13 protein-coding genes and 1 riboswitch are annotated in these 17,813 nt (G+C 70.1%); of the genes, 7 read left to right on the forward strand and 6 right to left on the reverse strand.

Annotated features, from left to right (window positions below; all coding sequences use genetic code 11):
- Positions 1-20 precede the first annotated feature (20 nt).
- A complete protein-coding gene (locus ROY82_10715) occupies positions 21-2,747 on the forward strand; it encodes a G8 domain-containing protein (GenBank protein MDT3682929.1) in 2,727 nt (908 codons plus the stop codon).
- A 32-nt stretch (positions 2,748-2,779) separates the two neighbouring features.
- On the opposite strand, the gene ROY82_10720 is transcribed toward ROY82_10715, so the two are convergent.
- From ROY82_10720 to ROY82_10730, 3 genes are all read right to left on the reverse strand, one after another.
- Positions 2,780-3,277 (reverse strand): hypothetical protein, encoded by a 498-nt coding sequence (locus ROY82_10720; GenBank protein MDT3682930.1) that lies wholly within the window; start codon positions 3,275-3,277, stop codon positions 2,780-2,782.
- Positions 3,278-3,363: 86 nt separating this feature from the next.
- Positions 3,364-4,812, reverse strand: coding sequence for a proline--tRNA ligase (gene proS / locus ROY82_10725; protein MDT3682931.1), 1,449 nt, complete (start codon positions 4,810-4,812; stop codon positions 3,364-3,366).
- 67 nt (positions 4,813-4,879) lie between these two features.
- Positions 4,880-6,598, reverse strand: coding sequence for a universal stress protein (locus ROY82_10730; protein ID MDT3682932.1), 1,719 nt, complete (start codon positions 6,596-6,598; stop codon positions 4,880-4,882).
- A 73-nt stretch (positions 6,599-6,671) separates the two neighbouring features.
- Here ROY82_10730 and ROY82_10735 point away from each other — a divergent pair, with 73 nt between their 5' ends.
- Both ROY82_10735 and metG read left to right on the forward strand, forming a co-directional pair.
- Positions 6,672-7,385, forward strand: coding sequence for a DsbA family oxidoreductase (locus ROY82_10735; GenBank protein ID MDT3682933.1), 714 nt, complete (start codon positions 6,672-6,674; stop codon positions 7,383-7,385).
- Between the two features lie 249 nt (positions 7,386-7,634).
- On the forward strand, positions 7,635-9,689 hold the full coding sequence (gene metG / locus ROY82_10740) for a methionine--tRNA ligase (GenBank protein ID MDT3682934.1): 2,055 nt from the start codon (positions 7,635-7,637) through the stop codon (positions 9,687-9,689).
- Between the two features lie 109 nt (positions 9,690-9,798).
- Here metG and recQ read toward each other — a convergent pair whose 3' ends face one another.
- Together recQ and ROY82_10750 are read right to left on the reverse strand one after the other, a co-directional pair.
- The gene (gene recQ / locus ROY82_10745; protein MDT3682935.1) at positions 9,799-11,748 is read right to left on the reverse strand and encodes a DNA helicase RecQ; all 1,950 of its coding nucleotides are present in this window, start codon (positions 11,746-11,748) and stop codon (positions 9,799-9,801) included.
- Positions 11,736-12,974: an aminopeptidase gene (locus ROY82_10750; GenBank protein ID MDT3682936.1), complete on the reverse strand. Its 1,239-nt coding sequence runs from the start codon at positions 12,972-12,974 to the stop codon at positions 11,736-11,738. Before ROY82_10750 ends, recQ begins: the two co-directional genes overlap by 13 nt.
- A 105-nt stretch (positions 12,975-13,079) precedes the next feature.
- Positions 13,080-13,228, forward strand: a riboswitch (FMN riboswitch).
- Positions 13,229-13,262: 34 nt separating this feature from the next.
- On the opposite strand from ROY82_10750, the gene ribD reads away from it, so the two are divergent.
- The 4 genes from ribD (at position 13,263) to ROY82_10770 (ending at position 17,038) form a co-directional block, all read left to right on the forward strand.
- A complete protein-coding gene (ribD, locus tag ROY82_10755; protein ID MDT3682937.1) occupies positions 13,263-14,447 on the forward strand; it encodes a bifunctional diaminohydroxyphosphoribosylaminopyrimidine deaminase/5-amino-6-(5-phosphoribosylamino)uracil reductase RibD in 1,185 nt (394 codons plus the stop codon).
- Position 14,448: 1 nt separating this feature from the next.
- On the forward strand, positions 14,449-15,084 hold the full coding sequence (locus tag ROY82_10760) for a riboflavin synthase (protein ID MDT3682938.1): 636 nt from the start codon (positions 14,449-14,451) through the stop codon (positions 15,082-15,084).
- Complete coding sequence (locus ROY82_10765; protein ID MDT3682939.1) at positions 15,074-16,312, forward strand: bifunctional 3,4-dihydroxy-2-butanone-4-phosphate synthase/GTP cyclohydrolase II; 1,239 nt, start codon at positions 15,074-15,076, stop codon at positions 16,310-16,312. The genes ROY82_10760 and ROY82_10765 overlap by 11 nt, the downstream gene beginning before the upstream one ends.
- Positions 16,313-16,381: 69 nt before the next feature.
- Positions 16,382-17,038, forward strand: coding sequence for a phosphoribosyltransferase family protein (locus ROY82_10770; protein MDT3682940.1), 657 nt, complete (start codon positions 16,382-16,384; stop codon positions 17,036-17,038).
- 71 nt (positions 17,039-17,109) lie between these two features.
- Here ROY82_10770 and ROY82_10775 read toward each other — a convergent pair whose 3' ends face one another.
- The gene (locus tag ROY82_10775; GenBank protein MDT3682941.1) at positions 17,110-17,787 is read right to left on the reverse strand and encodes a YceH family protein; all 678 of its coding nucleotides are present in this window, start codon (positions 17,785-17,787) and stop codon (positions 17,110-17,112) included.
- Between the last annotated feature and the right edge of the window lie 26 nt (positions 17,788-17,813).

Consider the following 17,813-nt stretch of genomic DNA (forward strand, 5'->3'; position numbering starts at 1 on the left):
CGTAGCTCTAGGCTCGCTGGGTGGCCCCCCGGAACCGCTTCCTTCCGCTGACTACCCTTCCGCTGCTGCTCCTCGTCCTGGTTGCCTGCGGCGGGGCCGTCCCGGGCGGTCCGCTCACCGGCGCCTGCCATGCCGAGCACGCCTCATCGTCGGCTCTCGCCGCCGCCGGTGCGTATGCCGACGGTGCGTTGATGGCCGCGGCACTTCCTGCGATCGCGAACCCACAGCCCAGTAAGGAGCCGCCGAGCCCCAACCGACGCTGGTCCGACGCCGCCGGTTGGTTCGGCGGCCGGCTCCCGCAGGCGGGCGACGACGTGACGATCGAGCAGGGCGACGTCGTGCTGCTGGACGTCTCGCCGCCGCCCCTGTCCGGACTGACCATCGCGGGTGCGTTGGTGTTCGACCGTGCGGACATCGACTTGGTCGTAGACCACATCTTGCTTGAGGGCGGCCTCTACGTGGGCTCTGCCGGCCGGCCGTTCACGCAGAACGCCACCATCACGCTCGCAGGCGGCCGGGCGCCGGACGACGGCTGCCTTGGCAGCAACTACATCGCCGTCGTGGGCGGCACGCTCGAACTCTACGGCGACCCTGCGGGCGTGGCTTGGACCCGCCTTGCCGCAACGGCGGAGGCGGGCGCCGGCAGCATCACCGTGGACGACGCCGGCGGCTGGCGCGTTGGCGACAGCGTGGCCATAGCCTCCACCGACTTCTACTCGCCCGAGCACCACCAGGCCGTCTCACGTGACCTGCAGGTGGAAGCCCGAACCGTCACCGCGGTGAGCGGCTCGACCCTGACGCTCGACTCGCCGTTGGCCTACCAGCATTACGGCCGGCGGCAGACCTTCGCGGCCGGTACGGGCCTGCCGACTACCGTGCTCGAGTCGCGCGCCGAGGTGGCGCGGCTCAGTCGCAACGTGAAGGTCATGGGTGCCGTCGCCACCACCGACCCGGGCAGCCCCGACTACCAGTTCGGGGGCCAGGTCATGGCCATGGGGGAGGCGCGCGTGCGCCTCGACTCCGTGGAGCTCACGCGCATGGGTCAGGCCGGTCTGCTGCTGCGCTACCCCGTCCACTTCCACCTCATGGGCAAAGCGGGCGAGGGCTCGTTCATCCGCAACAGCAGCCTGCACGGGCTCTTCAACCGCTGCGTGACCATCCACGGCACCGGCGGGGTGCTGGTGGAAAACAACGCCGCTGTGGACACGTTCGGTCACTGCTACTTCCTGGAGGACGGCGCCGAGACCGGCAACGTTCTGCGTGGGAATCTGTCGTTGCAGACCCGCAAGCCGACGGCGGCGGATGCGCTGCTTCCGACCGACGTCTCCTACCTGGGGCCGGCCGGGTTCTGGGTGACGAACCCGGCGAACTACGTCATGGCCAACGTGGCCGCCTCCTCGGAGGGGACCGGCTTCTGGTACGCGCTACCCGAGCACCCTACGGGTCCCTCCTACGCCCTCTTCGGCGGCGCCGACCAGTGGCCGCGCCGCACGCCCCTCGGTAGCTTCTCGGGCAACTTGGCGCACTCGAACTACGTCGACGGGCTCCACGTCGACGGCGGGCCCCGGGCCGGCAGCCTCGCCTCCGAGTCCACCTACTACGCCCCGCGCACCGATCCCGCGGACCGGCGCTCCGCTCCGGTGCAGGCGGTGTTCGAGGGTTACGTGGCCTACAAGCAACGCAACGCCGCCGCCTGGTTCCGGGGCGACAACGCCGTCTTGCGTGGGGCGCTGCTGGTGGACAACGCCGTCGGCGTCACCTTCGCCTCCAGGGCGTCTGGGCTCGAGGCGAGCGTGGTGGTGGGCGAGAGCGACAACCTCGGGACGCCGGCCCCCTGGGAGCCGACGGGCAGCGGCGGGCGTTCCCTGCCCAAGCCGTGGCAACCCGACCTCGCCATCCGGGGGTTCGAGTTCTACGACGGCCCGGTCCTCGTCGCGGACTCGCACTTCGAGGGCTACACGCCTACGCCGCAGCGTGAGGCGGGAGCCTTGAGCGTCCTCGACTACACGTCCTTCTCCATGAGCCCGCTGTCGGCGGCGCGGGGGCTGTCGTTCGGCGCGGGCACCAACCGCGTGAACTTCGAGACGCGTTCCATGAGCGACTACGACCCGGACACCAGAGACTCGGGCGAGGACGGCTACCGCAGCGCCGTCTTCCTCGACCAGGACGGCAGCGTGACGGGAACGGCCGGCAAGTACGTGGTGATGCCCAACCCGTTCCTCCTCGGCCCTGATTGCGAGCGCCGCACCGACTGGAACGCTTACGTGTGTGGTGGCCGCTACGTGAGCCTCACCTACCTTGACGAGACCACTCCGGCGCGAGGTTTCGCGCCCCTCACGCTTGCCTCCCCGGCCGGCACTCACGTCATGTTCGGCAGCCCGGAGGGTGGGCCCAGCGTACCCAACCGTCACTACCGGAGCATCGTGCCCTTCCAGCGGGAGTACCGTTACGAGCACTCCGGCTTGAGCCCCAGCACGTTCAGCATCGATCTGGGGGAGGCGCGGCCCGGCGACCGGCTCGTCGTCAGCGTGCCGTTCAGGCAAGCGGCCACGCCGTTCGTGTACCGCGACTGGTGGCTAGACCCCCGCGGCCTGGTGCCGCCCTACTCGAGCGCGGCCGCGCTGCGAACGGGCCCGTCGAGCGGCTACTTCGTGGACTCGTCGAACGACCGGCTCTACCTCCTCCTGATCGTGCGGGAGGACCACGATTACGCGCGCCTCACCGTATGCCGCGCGGCGGGCTGCTGAGGAGTCGGCCGAGGAGCCCTTAGCAGCCTGGTCTAGTCGGCGTCCGCGGCGGTTCCCTGCTCGAGCAGCCGTTCGCCTTCCTCGTCCGCAGCCACCTGCTGCAGCCGACGCCTGAGGTGACGGCGGCGCTCGGGGCTCCGCAGGGCCTGTTGGTCGAGCGGCTCCACGAACACGAGGAGCAGTTCGAACGTCTCCCGCGCGAACGCGCTGCGCAGGATATGTAAGTCGAAATCGAGCAGGTCCTCGAGCTGCGCCGGCAGCGCCAGCACGGCGTCCCGGTCGCCCTTCAGGAGTGCCATGGCGACGTCGGTGGCGCGCCTGCCCTCACCGAAGCTCACCTTCACCCCGTTGCCGAGGGCCTTCTGAAGGATGACGGCCTGCGCCTTGAGGATCCGCCCCTGGAGGTCCTCCTTGGCCGATCCGGCAGCCGGCGCAGTGCGGGGCGCCGTTCCCGGCCCGGTGCCAGGCGCCGCACCAGGCGCGCTGACGGGCGCCGTGCCCGGCGCGATTATCGGAGAAGCCGCAGGCACGTCGGCAGGCGCAGCACCCGGCCCACGCTCCACGTTGCGTCCCGAGTCCTCGTTCTTCCCCGAAGGCCGGGGCTCCCCGCCGACCATCAGTAGGCCCTGGCGAAGATGACCTTGCGGGCGTAGCCGCTGGGGCGGCCGGTGTGGACGCACACGGTTCCCTCGGCACTGGGGCCCTCGAAGGGGATGCAACGCACGGTGGCCTTCAGTTCTTCTTGGATGATCCGCTCGCTCTCGGGATCACCGCAATGGGTGGCGTAGACGAAACCGCGTTCGACGCCCTCCCGCAGTTCCTCGTACGTCTCGGCGTGCGAGACGTGCTGCTGCCGGAACTCGGTGGCGCGGTGAAAAAGCGCTTCGTGGAACGCCTCGAGCTCCGCAGGGATCCGGCCCGCCAGCTCGTTCAGGGGCACGGCCCGCTTCTCGCCCGTGAGGCGGTCCGCCAGCATGCCCACCCCCTGCGCCAGGTCCTTGGGCCCGATCTCCACGCGCAGCGGCACGCCCTTCTGTTCCCACTCGTTGAACTTCCGCCCCGGCGACACGCCGTCGCGGTCGTCCACCTTGACGCGCACCCCTTGCGCCACCAGCTGGGACCGCAGTTCCTCGACCGCTGCCATGACACCGGCCTTGGTGTCCTCGTCGTTGGCGCGGTAGATGGGGAGCACGACGACCTGGTGGGGGGCCAGCTTGGGTGGCAGGATCAGGCCCTTGTCGTCGCCGTGGCTCATGATGATGGCCCCGATGAAGCGCGTGCTGAAGCCCCAGGACGTGGTGTGAGCGAAGGCCTGCTGGTTGTTAACGTCGTTGAACGAGATGTCGAACACGCGTGCGAAGTTCTCGCCCAGGTAGTGGCTGGTGGCCGACTGGAGGGCCTTGCCGTCGCGCATCATGGCCTCGATGGTAAGCGTGCTGAGGGCGCCCGCGAAGCGCTCGCCCACCGTCTTCTCTCCCTTGATGACGGGCACGGCGGCGAACTTCTCGGCGAACTCGGCGTAGACCTCGAGCATGAGCCGCGTCTCGGCGAGCGCCTCCTCGGCGGTGGCGTGCGCCGTGTGGCCTTCCTGCCACAAGAACTCGGAGGTCCTCAGGAACGGCCGGGTGCGCATCTCCCACCGGACCACGTTGCACCACTGGTTGTAGAGGAGCGGCAGGTCGCGGTAGCTCTGCACCCACTTGCTGTAGAGCTCCCCGACGATCGTCTCCGACGTGGGGCGGATGGCGAGGGGCTCCTCCAGCTCCTTGCCGCCGGCGTGCGTGACGATCGCGAGCTCGGGCGCGAAGCCCTCGACGTGGTCGGCCTCGCGCTGGAAGTAGCTCATGGGGATGAGCATGGGAAAGTACAGGTTCTCGTGCCCGGTGGCCTTGAACATGGCGTCCAGCTCACGCTGGATGTTCTCCCAGAGGGCGTAGCCGTAAGGCCTGATGACGAAGGCGCCACGGACCGGGCCTAGGTCGACCAGGTCGGCGCGGTAGACGATGTCGTTGTACCAGGCACTGAAATCTTCGGCCTGAGTGGGGAGGGCTCTCGACTTCGACATGACGCTACAGCTTAGCAGTAGCGCCGTGAGGCGCGCCTTCTCGCCGTGGGGTCCTCGAAGGGTGGCGTCACGTGATCAGTAGGGGTAGGTCGGTCGTCTCCAACACCTCGTCCACTATCCCGCCCAGCACCTCCTCCAGCCAGCGCGGGCGCGAGTGGCTGCCGAGGAAGATGACGCCGCAACCTCGTTCTCGCGCCACGCGCACGATGGTGGCGGCGACCGGGCCGGCGGCGCTCACGAGTTCGGCGTTCACCCCGAGCCTCTCCAGGTACGCCCCCGCCCTTCGCAGCGTGGCGTCCTGTGGCGCGCTGCGCCCACCTTCGCCCACCTCACGGTCCGGACCCGCGGCGCGTCGGCCGACGTGTAGGACCACGGGCGTCAGGTTCCACCTCACCGCCAGGTAGGCGAGGGCGAACAGGGCCTCCTCGGACTTCTCTCCCCCGTCGTAGGCGAGCAGTGGCCGACGGAACTCGCCCCGGGCCTTGCCCACGAGGAGCAGCGGTTTGGGGCAGCGCCTCAGCAGGCTGTGGACCCCGGGGTCGACGGGCCGGCGCCCCGGAAGTCCGTCGTTCGTGGCGGCCACCACGAGGTCCACGTAGGGTGCGCGCGCCTTGACCTCGGGCAGCAGGTCGTCCTTGGCAACCGCGAACTGGTGGAGGACGCCCGCGGCCTCGCAGGCGCGAGCGAGACTCTCGCGGGCGGCGGCCTCGCCCACCTCGTAGGAGGTATTGGCCGCCGCGAGCGCCTTCGACAGCGGGCCGTCATCCGCCGGCCCGGTCGGCGCCCAGAGCGCGAACACCTGCGCCCTCTCGCGCTCGGCGAACCCGACGCCCACGCGCACCACCTCGGCGTCGCTGGCGGCCCCCGTCAGGATCAACAGTTCGCTGTCGACGAGGACTCGCGAATCCTCGCCGGCGAGGGCAGCCGCGCGCTCGTCGACGGTGGCGGGCGGCGTCCGCGCCAAGCCCTCGGCCAGTTGCGCGCCCTCCAGCTCCCAGCCGAGCCGCTCCGCCACCTCACCCCGGTGCTCGGAAAGGTAGAGGTAGAGGTCGGCCTCGGTACGTTCCGGGAAGTCGCGCAAGAGCCCGTGCGCGCGGATCTCCTCCACCACGGGGAGGTAGACGTTGTCGTAGAAGTGGGTCACGGCCTCGTCCCAACTCACCGACCTGCCCTCGTCTATCCCCATGAAGTAGCGGTGCACGCGGATGTGTTCGAGAAGCTTCGGGTACTGGCCGGGTTCGGTGACGCTCAGGTCGGCCCCGGGGCGGAGCTCGTCGAGCTGGGTGGCCTCTAGGAACTCCGCGAACTCGGTGGCCTTGATGAGGTCATCTTGGTCCATGCCCGGCTTGAACGGCACGCGGGTGGAAACCACGGTGACGTAAGCGTTTATGTGGCTGGCCCCCAGCTGCCGCGCGACCGACACGCGGTGGTTGCCGTCCTTGACGAAGTAGGCGTCGCCGATCCGGTAGAGCTCGATGGGTGGCACGCCCTCGAGGCCGGTCATGGCGAGCTTGACGCCCACCCAGCGCGCTCGGTCGGCATTGGTGAGTGGCAGGAACGAGCGGTTGAAGTCCTGGTAACGCCCGACGCTGCCGACGATGGCGTCGAGCGGCACGTCCTCGAGGGTGGTGCGGCCGCTTTCGACGGCCTTCAGGCGCCTGCGCACCTCGTCGTACTGCAGCAGGTGATCGCTCTGGCCCGAGAGCATCGCTAGCACGGCGGCGATGTCGGCGCGCCGCCGTGCGGCCTGGAAGTCGCTTATGGCATTGTGCGCTGCTTCTGCCATGCCGGCATTCTGCCACGGTGCGTGAGTAGTCCCGTGAGCCCTACGGGGCGCTGGGGACGGTTAGCCTCGGCTCATGCGCATCGAGATCTGGTCCGACATCGCCTGCCCCTGGTGTTACATAGGCAAGACGCGCTTCGAGGCCGCGCTCGCCGAGTACGAGCACAAGGATTCCGTCGAAGTCGTGTGGCGCTCCTACGAACTCCAGGCCGGCGCCCCCAAGCGCGATCCCGAACCGGCGATCGCTCACCTGATGGCCAAGTACGGCCGCTCGCAAGGCGAGGTGCTGGAGATGTTGGCGCGAGTGACCGAGGAGGCGGCGAAAGAGGGGCTCGAGTACCACCTCGACAAGGCCGTGTCGGCCAGCACGTTCGACGCCCACCGGCTCATCCACTTCGCCGCGGAGCGCGGCCTGGGCCACGAGGCGATGACGCGGCTCATGCAGGCCTACCAGGGCGAGGGCGCCGACGTCTCGGACCCCGACACCCTGGTGAGGCTGGGCGCCGAGGTGGGGCTCGTCGGCGACGAGGTACGCACCCTTCTCGCCGGCGACGAGTACGGCGCCGACGTGCTCGCCGACGAGCGCCGCGCGCGATCCCTGGGGGTCAGCGGGGTGCCCTTCTTCGTCATCGACGAACTGCACGGCATCTCCGGGGCCCAACCCAGAGAGTTCTTCCTGGCCGCACTGCGCCAGCTCGGGCCGCAGGTGAGGCCCGTGGTGATGCTGGACCCCGCCGGAGCGGCGGCCGGCGCCTGCACGGACGACTCCTGCGAGTTGCCGCAGTCCTGACCGGCCACGGCGGCCTTTTCGCCGCCCACGCCGGTGCTATAGTGCACGGCAGCATGGCGCTGCGAATGATGCACTCCGGCCCTGAAAGCGACTGACCGCCCAGGTCGGTTCGTTCAGGGCGCCGTGCACCAACGACGGCGCCCTTCTTGTTGCGCCGGCCGGCACGCCGGTCGCCCCTGGCCGGGCAGCCGAAGGGCCGCGGCGCCAGCAGCCTAGTGGCCGACGGCCGCTGCTCGGAGGAAACGCAAGATGGACAGCGAAACCTTAATCAACCGCTTGGTCGTCGATGCCCCCGAGGACACGGCCGAACCCGCCGCTGCCGCGGACGAGGCCGATCCGGACGACGTCGCGCTGCCGGAAGCCGACCCGGAACCGGGCCCGGCCGCACGAGAGCGCGACACGTACTACGCGACCACCCCCATCTTCTACGTGAACGCGGCGCCGCACATGGGCCACGCCTACACGACCATCCTGGTCGACGTCGTCACGCGCTTCCACCGCCTCAAGGGCGACGACACGTTCTTCCTGACGGGCACCGACGAGCATGGCGAGAAGATCCAGAAGGCGGCCGAGGCCCATGGCGAGTCGCCGCAGGCCTACGCCGATCAGGTGAGCGGCGAGTTCCGCGACACGTGGGACCGGCTAGGCATCCGCTACGACGACTTCATCCGCACCACCGAACCTCGGCACAAGAAGGTCGTGCAAGAGGTGCTGCAGAAGGTGTACGACAAGGGCGACATCGTCTTCGGCGAGTACGCCGGTCTCTACTGCGTGAAGTGCGAGCGCTACTACACGGAGAAGGAGCTGGTGGACGGCAAGTGCCCGCAGCACGAGATCGAGCTCGAGTACCGCACCGAGGCGAACTACTTCTTCCGCATGGAGAAGTACCGCCTGTGGCTCAGGGACCTGCTCACGGAGCAACCCGACCTGATAAGACCCGAGCGCTACCGCAACGAGGTCCTGGCCATGCTGCGCGAAAGCGTCGGCGACCTCTCCATCAGCCGGCCTCGTAGCCGCGTGCCCTGGGGCATCCCGCTGCCGTGGGACGAGGAGCACGTGACGTACGTCTGGTTCGACGCCCTCATCAACTACTACTCGGCGCTCGAGAGCAAGGGCCTAACCGAGCGCTTCTGGCCGCACGTCGAGCACTTCATAGCCAAGGACATCGTGAAGCCGCACGGGCTCTTCTGGCCCATCATGCTGAAGGCGGCCGACATCCCCGTCTTCAAGCACCTGAACGTGCACGGCTACTGGCTCGTGGACGACCGCAAGATCAGCAAGTCGCTCGGCAACACGGTGAAGCCCTTGGACCTGCTGAAGAAGTACGGCAACGATGCCTTCCGCTACTTCCTGCTGCGCGACATGCCGTTCGGCCTCGACTCGAGCTTCAACGAGCTCGCCATCGCCGAGCGCATCAACGCCGACCTCGCCAACGACCTGGGCAACCTCCTGAACCGCACCCTCGGGATGCTGGGACGTTACCGCGACGGGCTCGTGCCGCCCGCCCGCCAGCTCGAAGCCATCGACCAGGACCTGGCTGACGCCTTCCTCGCCCTGCCAGCCACGGTGACGAGCTACTTCGACGCGCTGCAGTTCGACCGCGCGCTGGAGAGCGTGATGGAGGCCGTGCGCAAGGCCAACAAGTACATTGCCGATACCAAGCCGTGGGAGCTGGCCCGCAGCGAGGAGGACTCCGCCCGCCTCGACACGGTGCTGAACACCCTGGTCGAGGCCCTGCGCTGCGCCAGCATAGTGCTGGACCCGGTCATCCCGGCCAAGGCCCTCGAGCTGCGCAAACAGCTCGGCGTGCGCAACGCCCCTTACGACCTGAGCGCGGCGAGCGAGTGGGGGCTCGTGCCGGTGGGCACGGCAACGCAGCCGGGCGAACCGCTCTTCCCCCGCATCGACTTAGACGAGCTGACGCGCGAGATAGAGGCCGCCGCCACGCCATCCGCACAGGTGGCGCTCGAGCACAAGCCGGAGATCGAGTACGACGACTTCGGCAAGCTCGAGTTGCGCATAGTGACGGTGGAGAAGGCCGAGCAGCACCCGAACGCCGACAGGCTCCTGGTGCTGACCGTGCGCATGGGCCCCGAGACGCGCACCGTCGTTAGCGGCATCAAGGAGCACTACGACGCGGCCGACCTCGTGGGCAAGAAGCTGGTGTTGGTGGCCAACCTCAAGCCCGTGAAACTGCGCGGGGTCTTGAGCCAGGGCATGATCCTCTCCGGCGAGGGGCCGGATGGCGGTCTGGGGCTGGTGAGCCCCGAGCGTGACCTGCCCGACGGGAGTGAGGTGCGCTGAGGCCTGGCTGACGGTCGCGCCGCCCCGGGCCTCAGTTGACGGTCGCGGCCGCTCCGGGCCTCAGTTGACGGTCTCGGCCGCCCCCCGGCCCCAGTTGACGAGCGCGCGTCTACGACCCCGCGTCTTCGCCCACGGCGTCCCGCGGCGCACTCAGGGCCGCCAGGAACTTCTCGCCGTAGCGCTCCAGCTTCACCGCCCCGACGCCCGCGACGTTGCCCAACTCGCTTAGCGTCCGTGGCGCCACCGCAACCATCTCGCGCAGCGTCTTGTCGTGGAACACCACGTAGGGCGGCACGCCCTGGTCCTTGGCGATCTGGAGGCGCAGCGCCCGTAGCGCCTGGAACAGCTCCTCTTCCTCCGGGCCGGCCTCGGGTCGGTCGGGCCCAGGCGCGGTGATGGAGCGCAACTTCCGCGCCGTCGGGCGTTCCCGCAGCCGGTCGCGCCTCAGCTCGACGGAGCTCTCGCCACGCAGGACAGCCGCCGCTCCCGGACCCACCACCAGGCCCCCGAAGCCGTCCGGGTCGGGTAGCAACTGGCCGTTGGCGAGCAGTTGCCTGACGACGGAGCGCCACCCGCGGTCGTCCAGTTCGGTGCCGATGCCGAACGTGCTGAGCTGGTCGTGCCGGAGTGCCCTTACCCGCTCCGTGTCCTTCCCGAGCAGGACGTCTATGAGCTGCCCGGCGCCGAACCGCTGGCCCGTGCGCATGACCGTGGAGAGGAGTTTCTGCGCCGCGACGGTGCCGTCGAACGTCTCGACGGGCTCGCGGCAGGTGTCGCAGTGGCCGCAGGGCTCCTCCAGGCGCTCCCCGAAGTAGCCCAGCAACGCCTGGCGGCGGCAACCCGGCGTCTCGCAGTAGGCCAGGAGGGCCTCCAGGCGCTGGCGTTCCACGCGCTTGAAGGCCTCGCTGCCGTTGCCTTGGGCCAGCATGCGGCTCACCTGCACCACGTCCTGCAGCCCGTAGGTCATGAAGGCGTCGGACGGCTCGCCGTCGCGGCCGGCGCGGCCCGTCTCCTGGTAGTAGCCCTCGAGGCTCTTGGGCAGGTCGAGGTGGGCCACGAAGCGCACGTCGGGCTTGTCGATGCCCATGCCGAACGCGATGGTGGCCACCACCACGACGCCGTCCTCGCGTAGGAAACGCTCCTGATGCCGTTGCCGCACCTCGCTGGAAAGGCCCGCGTGATACGGGACGGCGTTCACGCCCTGAGCAACCAGCCAGGCAGCGGTGGCATCTACGCTCTTGCGGGAGAGGCAGTACACGATGCCCGCATGGCCCACGTGCTTGGCGCGGTAGAAGGCGAGGAACTGCCGGCGCGCGTCGACCTTCTCGACCACCTGGTAGTCGATGTTGGGCCGGTCGAAGCTGGAGACGAAGCGCCGCGCATCCTCCAGGTGGAGCTTGTCGACGATCTCGCGGCGGGTGGCCGCGTCGGCCGTGGCGGTGAGCGCGACCCGCGGCACTCCCGGGTAGCGCTCGGCGAGCACCCCCAGCCCGATGTACTCGGGCCGGAAGTCGTGCCCCCACGCCGACACGCAGTGCGCCTCGTCGATGGCGAAGAGGCTGAGCGGCAGCCGGTCGAGCAACGACAGGAACCCCGGGGTCAGGAGGCGCTCGGGCGCCACGTAGATGAGGTCGATGCGGCCTTCGGCCAGGTCGCGCTCCACCTGCCGCGCCTCCGCCGGCTCGAGGCTCGAGTTGAGGTACGCCGCGCTGACGCCGGCCAGCCTGAGGGCCCCGACCTGATCGTGCATCAGGGCGATGAGAGGCGAGACGACCACGCCCACGCCGGGCCGCAGCAGCGCCGGGATCTGGTAGCAGAGCGACTTGCCGCCGCCCGTGGGCATGAGGACGAGGGCGTCGCCACCACCAAGCACGTGTTCGATGACCCGGCCCTGAGCGCCGCGGAAGTCGGGGTATCCGAAGACCTCGCTCAGCAGGCGCCGGGCGTCCGAGAGCGTGGCCGCGTCGGGTGGCGTGGGCGCGTCAGGTGACGTCTGCGCCTCGGGTGGCGTCCGGCCTTCCCCGGCCCGAGCGTTGCCCGCTTGGCTCAGTCCACCCACTCTCCCTTGCGCAGCAGGGGCACGAGCCCGCCCCCTGCCAACTCACCGGTCACGTCCACTTCGGGCGAGCCGATCATGAAGTCGACGTGCGTCAGCGAGTCGTTGAGGCCGTGCTCCAGCTTCTCGGCGTCGGTCATCTCCTGCGCGCCGCTCACGCAGTTCGTGTAGCCCCGTCCCAGCGCGATGTGGCAGGCGGCGTTCTCGTCGAACAGCGTCTCCAAGAACAGCACGCCGGTCTTGGCGATGGGGCTCGAGGTGGGCACCAACGCCACCTCGCCCAGCCGGCGGGCGCCCGCGTCGGTGCCCAGGATCTCGTCTAGAGCCGCCTGGCCCTTGCCGGCGACGGCCTCGACGACCTCGCCGCCTTTGAACTCGAGCGAGAAGTCGTCGATCAGGATGCCGTTGTATGCCAGCGGCATGGTGGCGCGGACCGTGCCGTCGACCCTGGCGCGGTGCGGGGCCGTGAAGACTTCCTCGGTCGGCATGTTGGCCACGAACTCGACGCCGTTCGGCAGCGTCGAACTCCCACCGTCCCACAGGTGATCGTCCGCCAGGCCGACCCGCAGGTCGGTGCCCGGACCCTCGAAGCGGAGCGCGGCGAAGCGCTGGTCGTTGAGGAGCCGCTTGCGCCGGCTCAGGCCCTCGTTGTGGGCGCGCCACGCCGCAACGGGGTCGGGCTCGGTGACGCGGGTGGCGGTGAAGATGGCCTCCCACAACGCGGCGACGGCCTCGTCCTCGGGCAGCTGCGGGAACACCTTCCGCGCCCAGGCCGGAGCGGAGGCCGCTGCCACGCACCAGGCTATGCGGTCGGACATGGCCAGGTCGGAGTAGGGCCTGGTGGCGGGCCGCCAGGCGCGCTGGAAGGCGGCGAAGCGTTCGGGCTCGGTGCCCGCCAGGGCGTCGGGGTCGTCGGCCAGGATGGCCAGGGAGGCGGCGCCCTCGGCGCCAAGCGCGTTCATGGCGTCTGCCCGGTACTGCGGGATGATGCCGAAGCTACCCTCGGGCCCATGCAGGAAGCGGGCGCGGGTGACGACGTCGTCGGACCACAGGACCTCGACGTAGGGACTTCCGATGCGGTAAGCGGTCTCGACTACCCTGCGAACGAGCGGCGCGGCGTCGATGCCGGCGCGCACGATCAGCTTCTGGCCCGGCTGCACGTTCACCCCGACGCGGACGAGTAGCTCGGCGTACGACTGCAAACGTTCATCGAAAGTGGGTGTGCTCATGGCGTGCATCGTAGCAACCGACGCCCGTGATGCGTGGCCGAACCAGGCCACGACCAAGGGAGGTTTATCATGGGTCCGGGTGGCGCGGACGCGCCCCTCACAACTGAACCCCTTCAGGGCAGGGTGAGATTCCCTACCGGCGGTGAATGGCGCGGCACGTGACCGACGCCACAGCCCGCGAAGCCCACCAAGGTGGGCCCGAACCGGTGAGATCCCGGTGCCGACGGTGACAGTCCGGATGAGAGAAGGAGGTGAAGCGACGGCCGCGAGACTGCGGTCGCGGCTTCCATGGAACCGCAAACGACAGACCCCGAAACAACCGAGCAGGGCCGGCTGGACGCCCAGTTCATGGACCTGGCCCTGGCGCTCGCCGAACGCGGTCGCGGGCGCGTGAGCCCCAACCCACTGGTCGGCTGCGTGATCGTGCAAGGCGGCAACGTCGTGGGCGAGGGTTGGCATGCCCGCGCCGGGGAGCCGCACGCCGAGCTGGTGGCCCTCCGCAAGGCTGAGCAGGCCGCGGCCGGCTCGACCTGCTACGTGACCCTGGAACCGTGCGACCACCAAGGCCGCACCCCACCATGCACCGAGGCGCTGCTCGCCGCTGGGGTGGCGCGCGTCGTGGTGGCCACCACCGACCCGAACCCGTTGGTCAACGGCAAGGGCGTGCGGCGCTTGCGAGAGGCCGGCATCGCCGTGGAAGTCGGCGTCAGGCAACGGCAAGCGGAGACCCAGAACGAGGTCTTCCGCACGAACCACCTTCAAGGGCGGCCGTTCGTGCTCTACAAGACGGCCATGTCGCTCGACGGCAAGATCGCCGTGCGCACGGGCCGCTCGCGCTGGATAACGGGGCCGTCGGCCCGGGCGCGCGTGCATCACTGGCGCGACGAGTACGACGCGGTCGCCGTGGGCATGAACACGCTACTCCTCGACGACCCCGCCCTCACGACGCGCATCCCGGGTGGCCGGACGCCCACGAAGGTCGTGTTCGACAGCCTGGCGCGCACGCCCGTGACCGCCCGGCTCTTCGCGCCCTCCGCGGACGGCATGCCCGCGCGCGTCATCGTGGTGGTCACGGACGACGCGCCCGCCGCGCGTAAGCAGGCGCTGGCGGCCGCCGGCGCGGAGATCGTCTCGCTGCCCGCCAAGAACGGACGCCCGCCGGTGCCGGCGGCGCTAGCGGCGCTCCTCGCCCTGGGCATCACCAGCATCATGTTGGAAGGCGGCGGTTCGATCGCTTGGGAGTTCTTCAGCGCCAACGCCGTCGACCGCGTCGCCTGGTTCGTGGCGCCGAAGCTGCTGGGCGGCTCGGCCGCCGGACCGCTGGGCGGCTTGGGCGTCGCCAGCATCGCCGACGCCTACACCCTCACCGACGTGCTGGTCGAGACCATCGGTCCCGACCTGCTCATCAGCGGCAAGGTCGCCACGCCGGCGGCCCAGGCGAGCACGGGCGCCGGCGACGAGACGGGGGCCTGACGTGTTCAGCGGCATAGTCGAGGAAGTCGGGACGGTGGCGAAGGCGGTCGAGGGGGCCGACCTGCGCCTCACCATCGGCGCCCGGAAGGTGCTGGAGGACATGAAGATCGGCGACTCGATAAGCGTCTCCGGCTGCTGCCTCACGGTCGTGGAGTTCGGCGCGCGAGGTTTCGACGTCGAGCTCTCGCGCGAGACCGTCGCCAAGACGGCGCCCCGCTGGAGCGTGGGCTCGAGGGTGAACCTCGAGCGCGCCTTGCGCGTCCAGGACCGCCTGGGTGGGCACATCGTCAGCGGGCACGTGGACGGCGTGGGCGAGGTCCTCGACCTCACCGCAGAGCCCGGCGCTTACGTGTTGCGCGTGGCGGCTCCGGCGGCGCTGGCGCCGCACCTCGTCCCCAAGGGCAGCGTGACCGTCGACGGCGTGAGCCTCACCCTGGTGGACGTCGGCGGTCCCGGCGGCACGCGGCGGGAGTGGCCCGCGCACCACTTCACCTTGTGGCTCATCCCACACACCCTCGAGGTGACCACCCTGGGCGAGCTGGGCCCGGGCGACCTCGTGAACGTCGAGAGCGACGTGCTGGCCAAGTACGTCGAGAGACTGCAGTTGGTCTCGAAGGGAACCGCAGATGCTCAGTAAGACGCCACCGCCCACCCCGGCCCGCGCCGCCGAAGGGCTCGCCTCCGTGGCCGAGCTCCTCGACGAGCTCAGGGCCGGACGGCCGATCATCGTCGTGGACGACGAGGACCGCGAGAACGAGGGCGACCTCGTGCTGCCCGCGGGCCGCGCCACCACGGAAAACGTGGCCTTCATGATCCGGCACACTGGCGGCGTCGTCTGCCTGGCGCTGACCGAGGACGCCGCGGACCGCCTGGAACTTCCGCCGATGGTGGAGCACAACACTGCCCGCCGCGGCACCGCGTTCACCGTCACCATCGAGGCCAAGGACGGGATCACCACAGGCATCAGCGCGCACGACCGCGCCCTCACCATCCGCACCGCCGCCGCGGCGGACGCCACGGCCGCCGACCTCTCGCGCCCGGGTCACGTCTTCCCGCTGCGCGCCAAGCGGGGTGGTGTGCTGCGCCGCGCCGGGCACACGGAGGCGAGCGTCGACCTCTGCCGCCTGGCCGGGCTCGAGCCTGCCGCCGCGATCTCCGAGCTGATGCACGACGACGGCAGCATGATGCGCCTTCCGGCCATCCGCGAGTTCGCCGCGGAGCACGGTCTCAAGGTCGGCACGATCGCCGGCCTCATCGAGTACCGCCTGAGCCAGGACTCCTTCGTTCACCGGGTAGTGAGCGCCGCGCTGCCCACGCGTTTCGGCGCCTTCACCGTCCACGGCTACGTGGACGAACTGACGGGCGCCGAGCACGTCGCCCTCACGATGGGGGACGTGAGCAGCGGCGATGACGTCCTCGTGCGGATGCATTCGGAGTGCCTCACGGGCGACGCCCTGCACAGCCTGCGCTGCGACTGCGGCGCCCAGCGCGACGCGGCGCTGGCGAGGATCGCCGAGGAGGGGCGCGGCGTCCTCGTCTACCTGAGGCAGGAGGGCCGCGGCATCGGCCTGCTCAACAAGCTTCGCGCCTATCACCTACAAGACGAGGGCCTCGACACGGTAGAGGCCAACGAGCACCTCGGCCTGCCCGTGGACGGCCGCGAGTACGGCGTGGGCGCGCAGATCCTCGTCGATCTCGGGGTCAAGCACATGCGGCTGCTGACCAACAACCCGCGCAAGCTGGCGGCGCTGCGGGGGTTCGGACTCCGGTCGGTGGAACGCGTGCCGCTACACGTTGGCGAGACCGTCTACAACGAGCGGTACTTGAGGACCAAGGAGCAGAAGCTGGGCCACATGGCGGACTGACCCTTGCACAACCGCGCGGTTTCCCGGACCCTGGTGGCAGGGCCCGACACTCCGGGCCGAGGAGGCGACATGGCACTGTTCCGCGACCGAGTAGACGCCGGCGAGAAGCTGGCGAGGGCGCTGGGCGCCCTCGCGGGGCAGAACGTCGTGGTCATCGGCCTGCCGCGGGGCGGCGTGCCCGTAGCGGCCGAGGTGGCGAGGGCGCTGGGCGCGCCCCTCGACGTCCTCATCGTGCGCAAGCTGGGCCACCCGCGCCAGCCCGAGCTGGCGGTGGGGGCGTTGGCGCAGGGCGGCTTCAGCGTGAGGAACGAGGGTCTCATGGCCGGAGTTTCGGAGGCGGACTTCGCTCGGGTGCTGGCCCGGGAGCAGCGCGAGCTGGAGCGCCGCGCCGACGCCTACCGCGGCGGCCGCCCACCACTCGACCTGAAGGGCAAGCAGGCGGTGCTGGTGGACGACGGCCTGGCGACCGGCGCCACCATGCGCGCGGCGGTGGCCGCCGCCAAGGGAGCGGGCGCGGCGCGGGTGATCGTGGCGGTGCCGGTGGCCGCCCGGGAGGCGCGAGAGCTCCTGGAGGGCGAGGCGGACCAGGTCGTGTGCCTCGCGGAACCTGCCGGGTTCACGAGCGTTGGCGCCTGGTACGCGGATTTCGGCCAGACGACGGACGCGGAGGTGACGGCGCTGCTCGCCACGAGCGCCGCGGGACGCGCGGAGGGGGCCGAGGGTTAGCCGGGGCGGTTCGCTCCGTCAGTCAGTCGGGCCGTCTTGGTCCGGTCAGGGCCAGGTCGCTCAGGGCCGCGTCAGCTCGGGGCGGTGAGGCTTTGGCCCGACTCCCCCATCCGTGCCTCCAACTCGGCCACGCGTCGCTCCAGCGCCTCCACGCGCCTGAGCAGCACGGCCAACGGGGAGCCGGAACCTTGGGCCGCCTCCTGGTGGCCCCCGTTCTCCCCGGGCGGCCGGTGGCGGACGCGCGGTTGCATGCGCTCGACGTCGGCGCCCAGCTTGTGGGCCCAGCGGTCCTGGGTCTGGCCGGGACCACGGCCGAGGTTCTCCACCATGGGGACGTTCCGAGCGGCGAGCCCGGCCAGCACGCCCTCGACCTCCGCCACGCTTGCGAACGTCGTGTAGCGGTCCGTGCGGGTGCGCAACTCGCCAGGCGTCTGCGGGCCCCTCAGCATGAGCACGCTCAGCAGCGCCAGCTCCTGGTCGTTCAAGGACCAGGCTTGGGCGAGCTTGTGCCGGTGCTTGGGCACGCGGTCGCTGATCTCCTGGACGGTTGCCGCCAGGCCCTTGTCGCGCAACCGCTGCAAGGCGTCGAGCACGTCGAGCAGGTGGTGTTCGGTGACGGGGTCGCGGCTCGTCTTCTGATTGCAGGCCGTCAAGAGGGCCTGGCTCGTCAGTGGGTAGGCCCCCGGGGTGGTGCGTTCCTTCTCGACCAGGGAGCCCAGCACGCGCAGCTCGATATCGCTTAGAGCCATGGGGCAATGATATTACGGCCCGGCGC

Origin of the sequence: Truepera sp. (genome assembly GCA_032027045.1) — a bacterium.
GTDB lineage: Bacteria > Deinococcota > Deinococci > Deinococcales > Trueperaceae > JAAYYF01.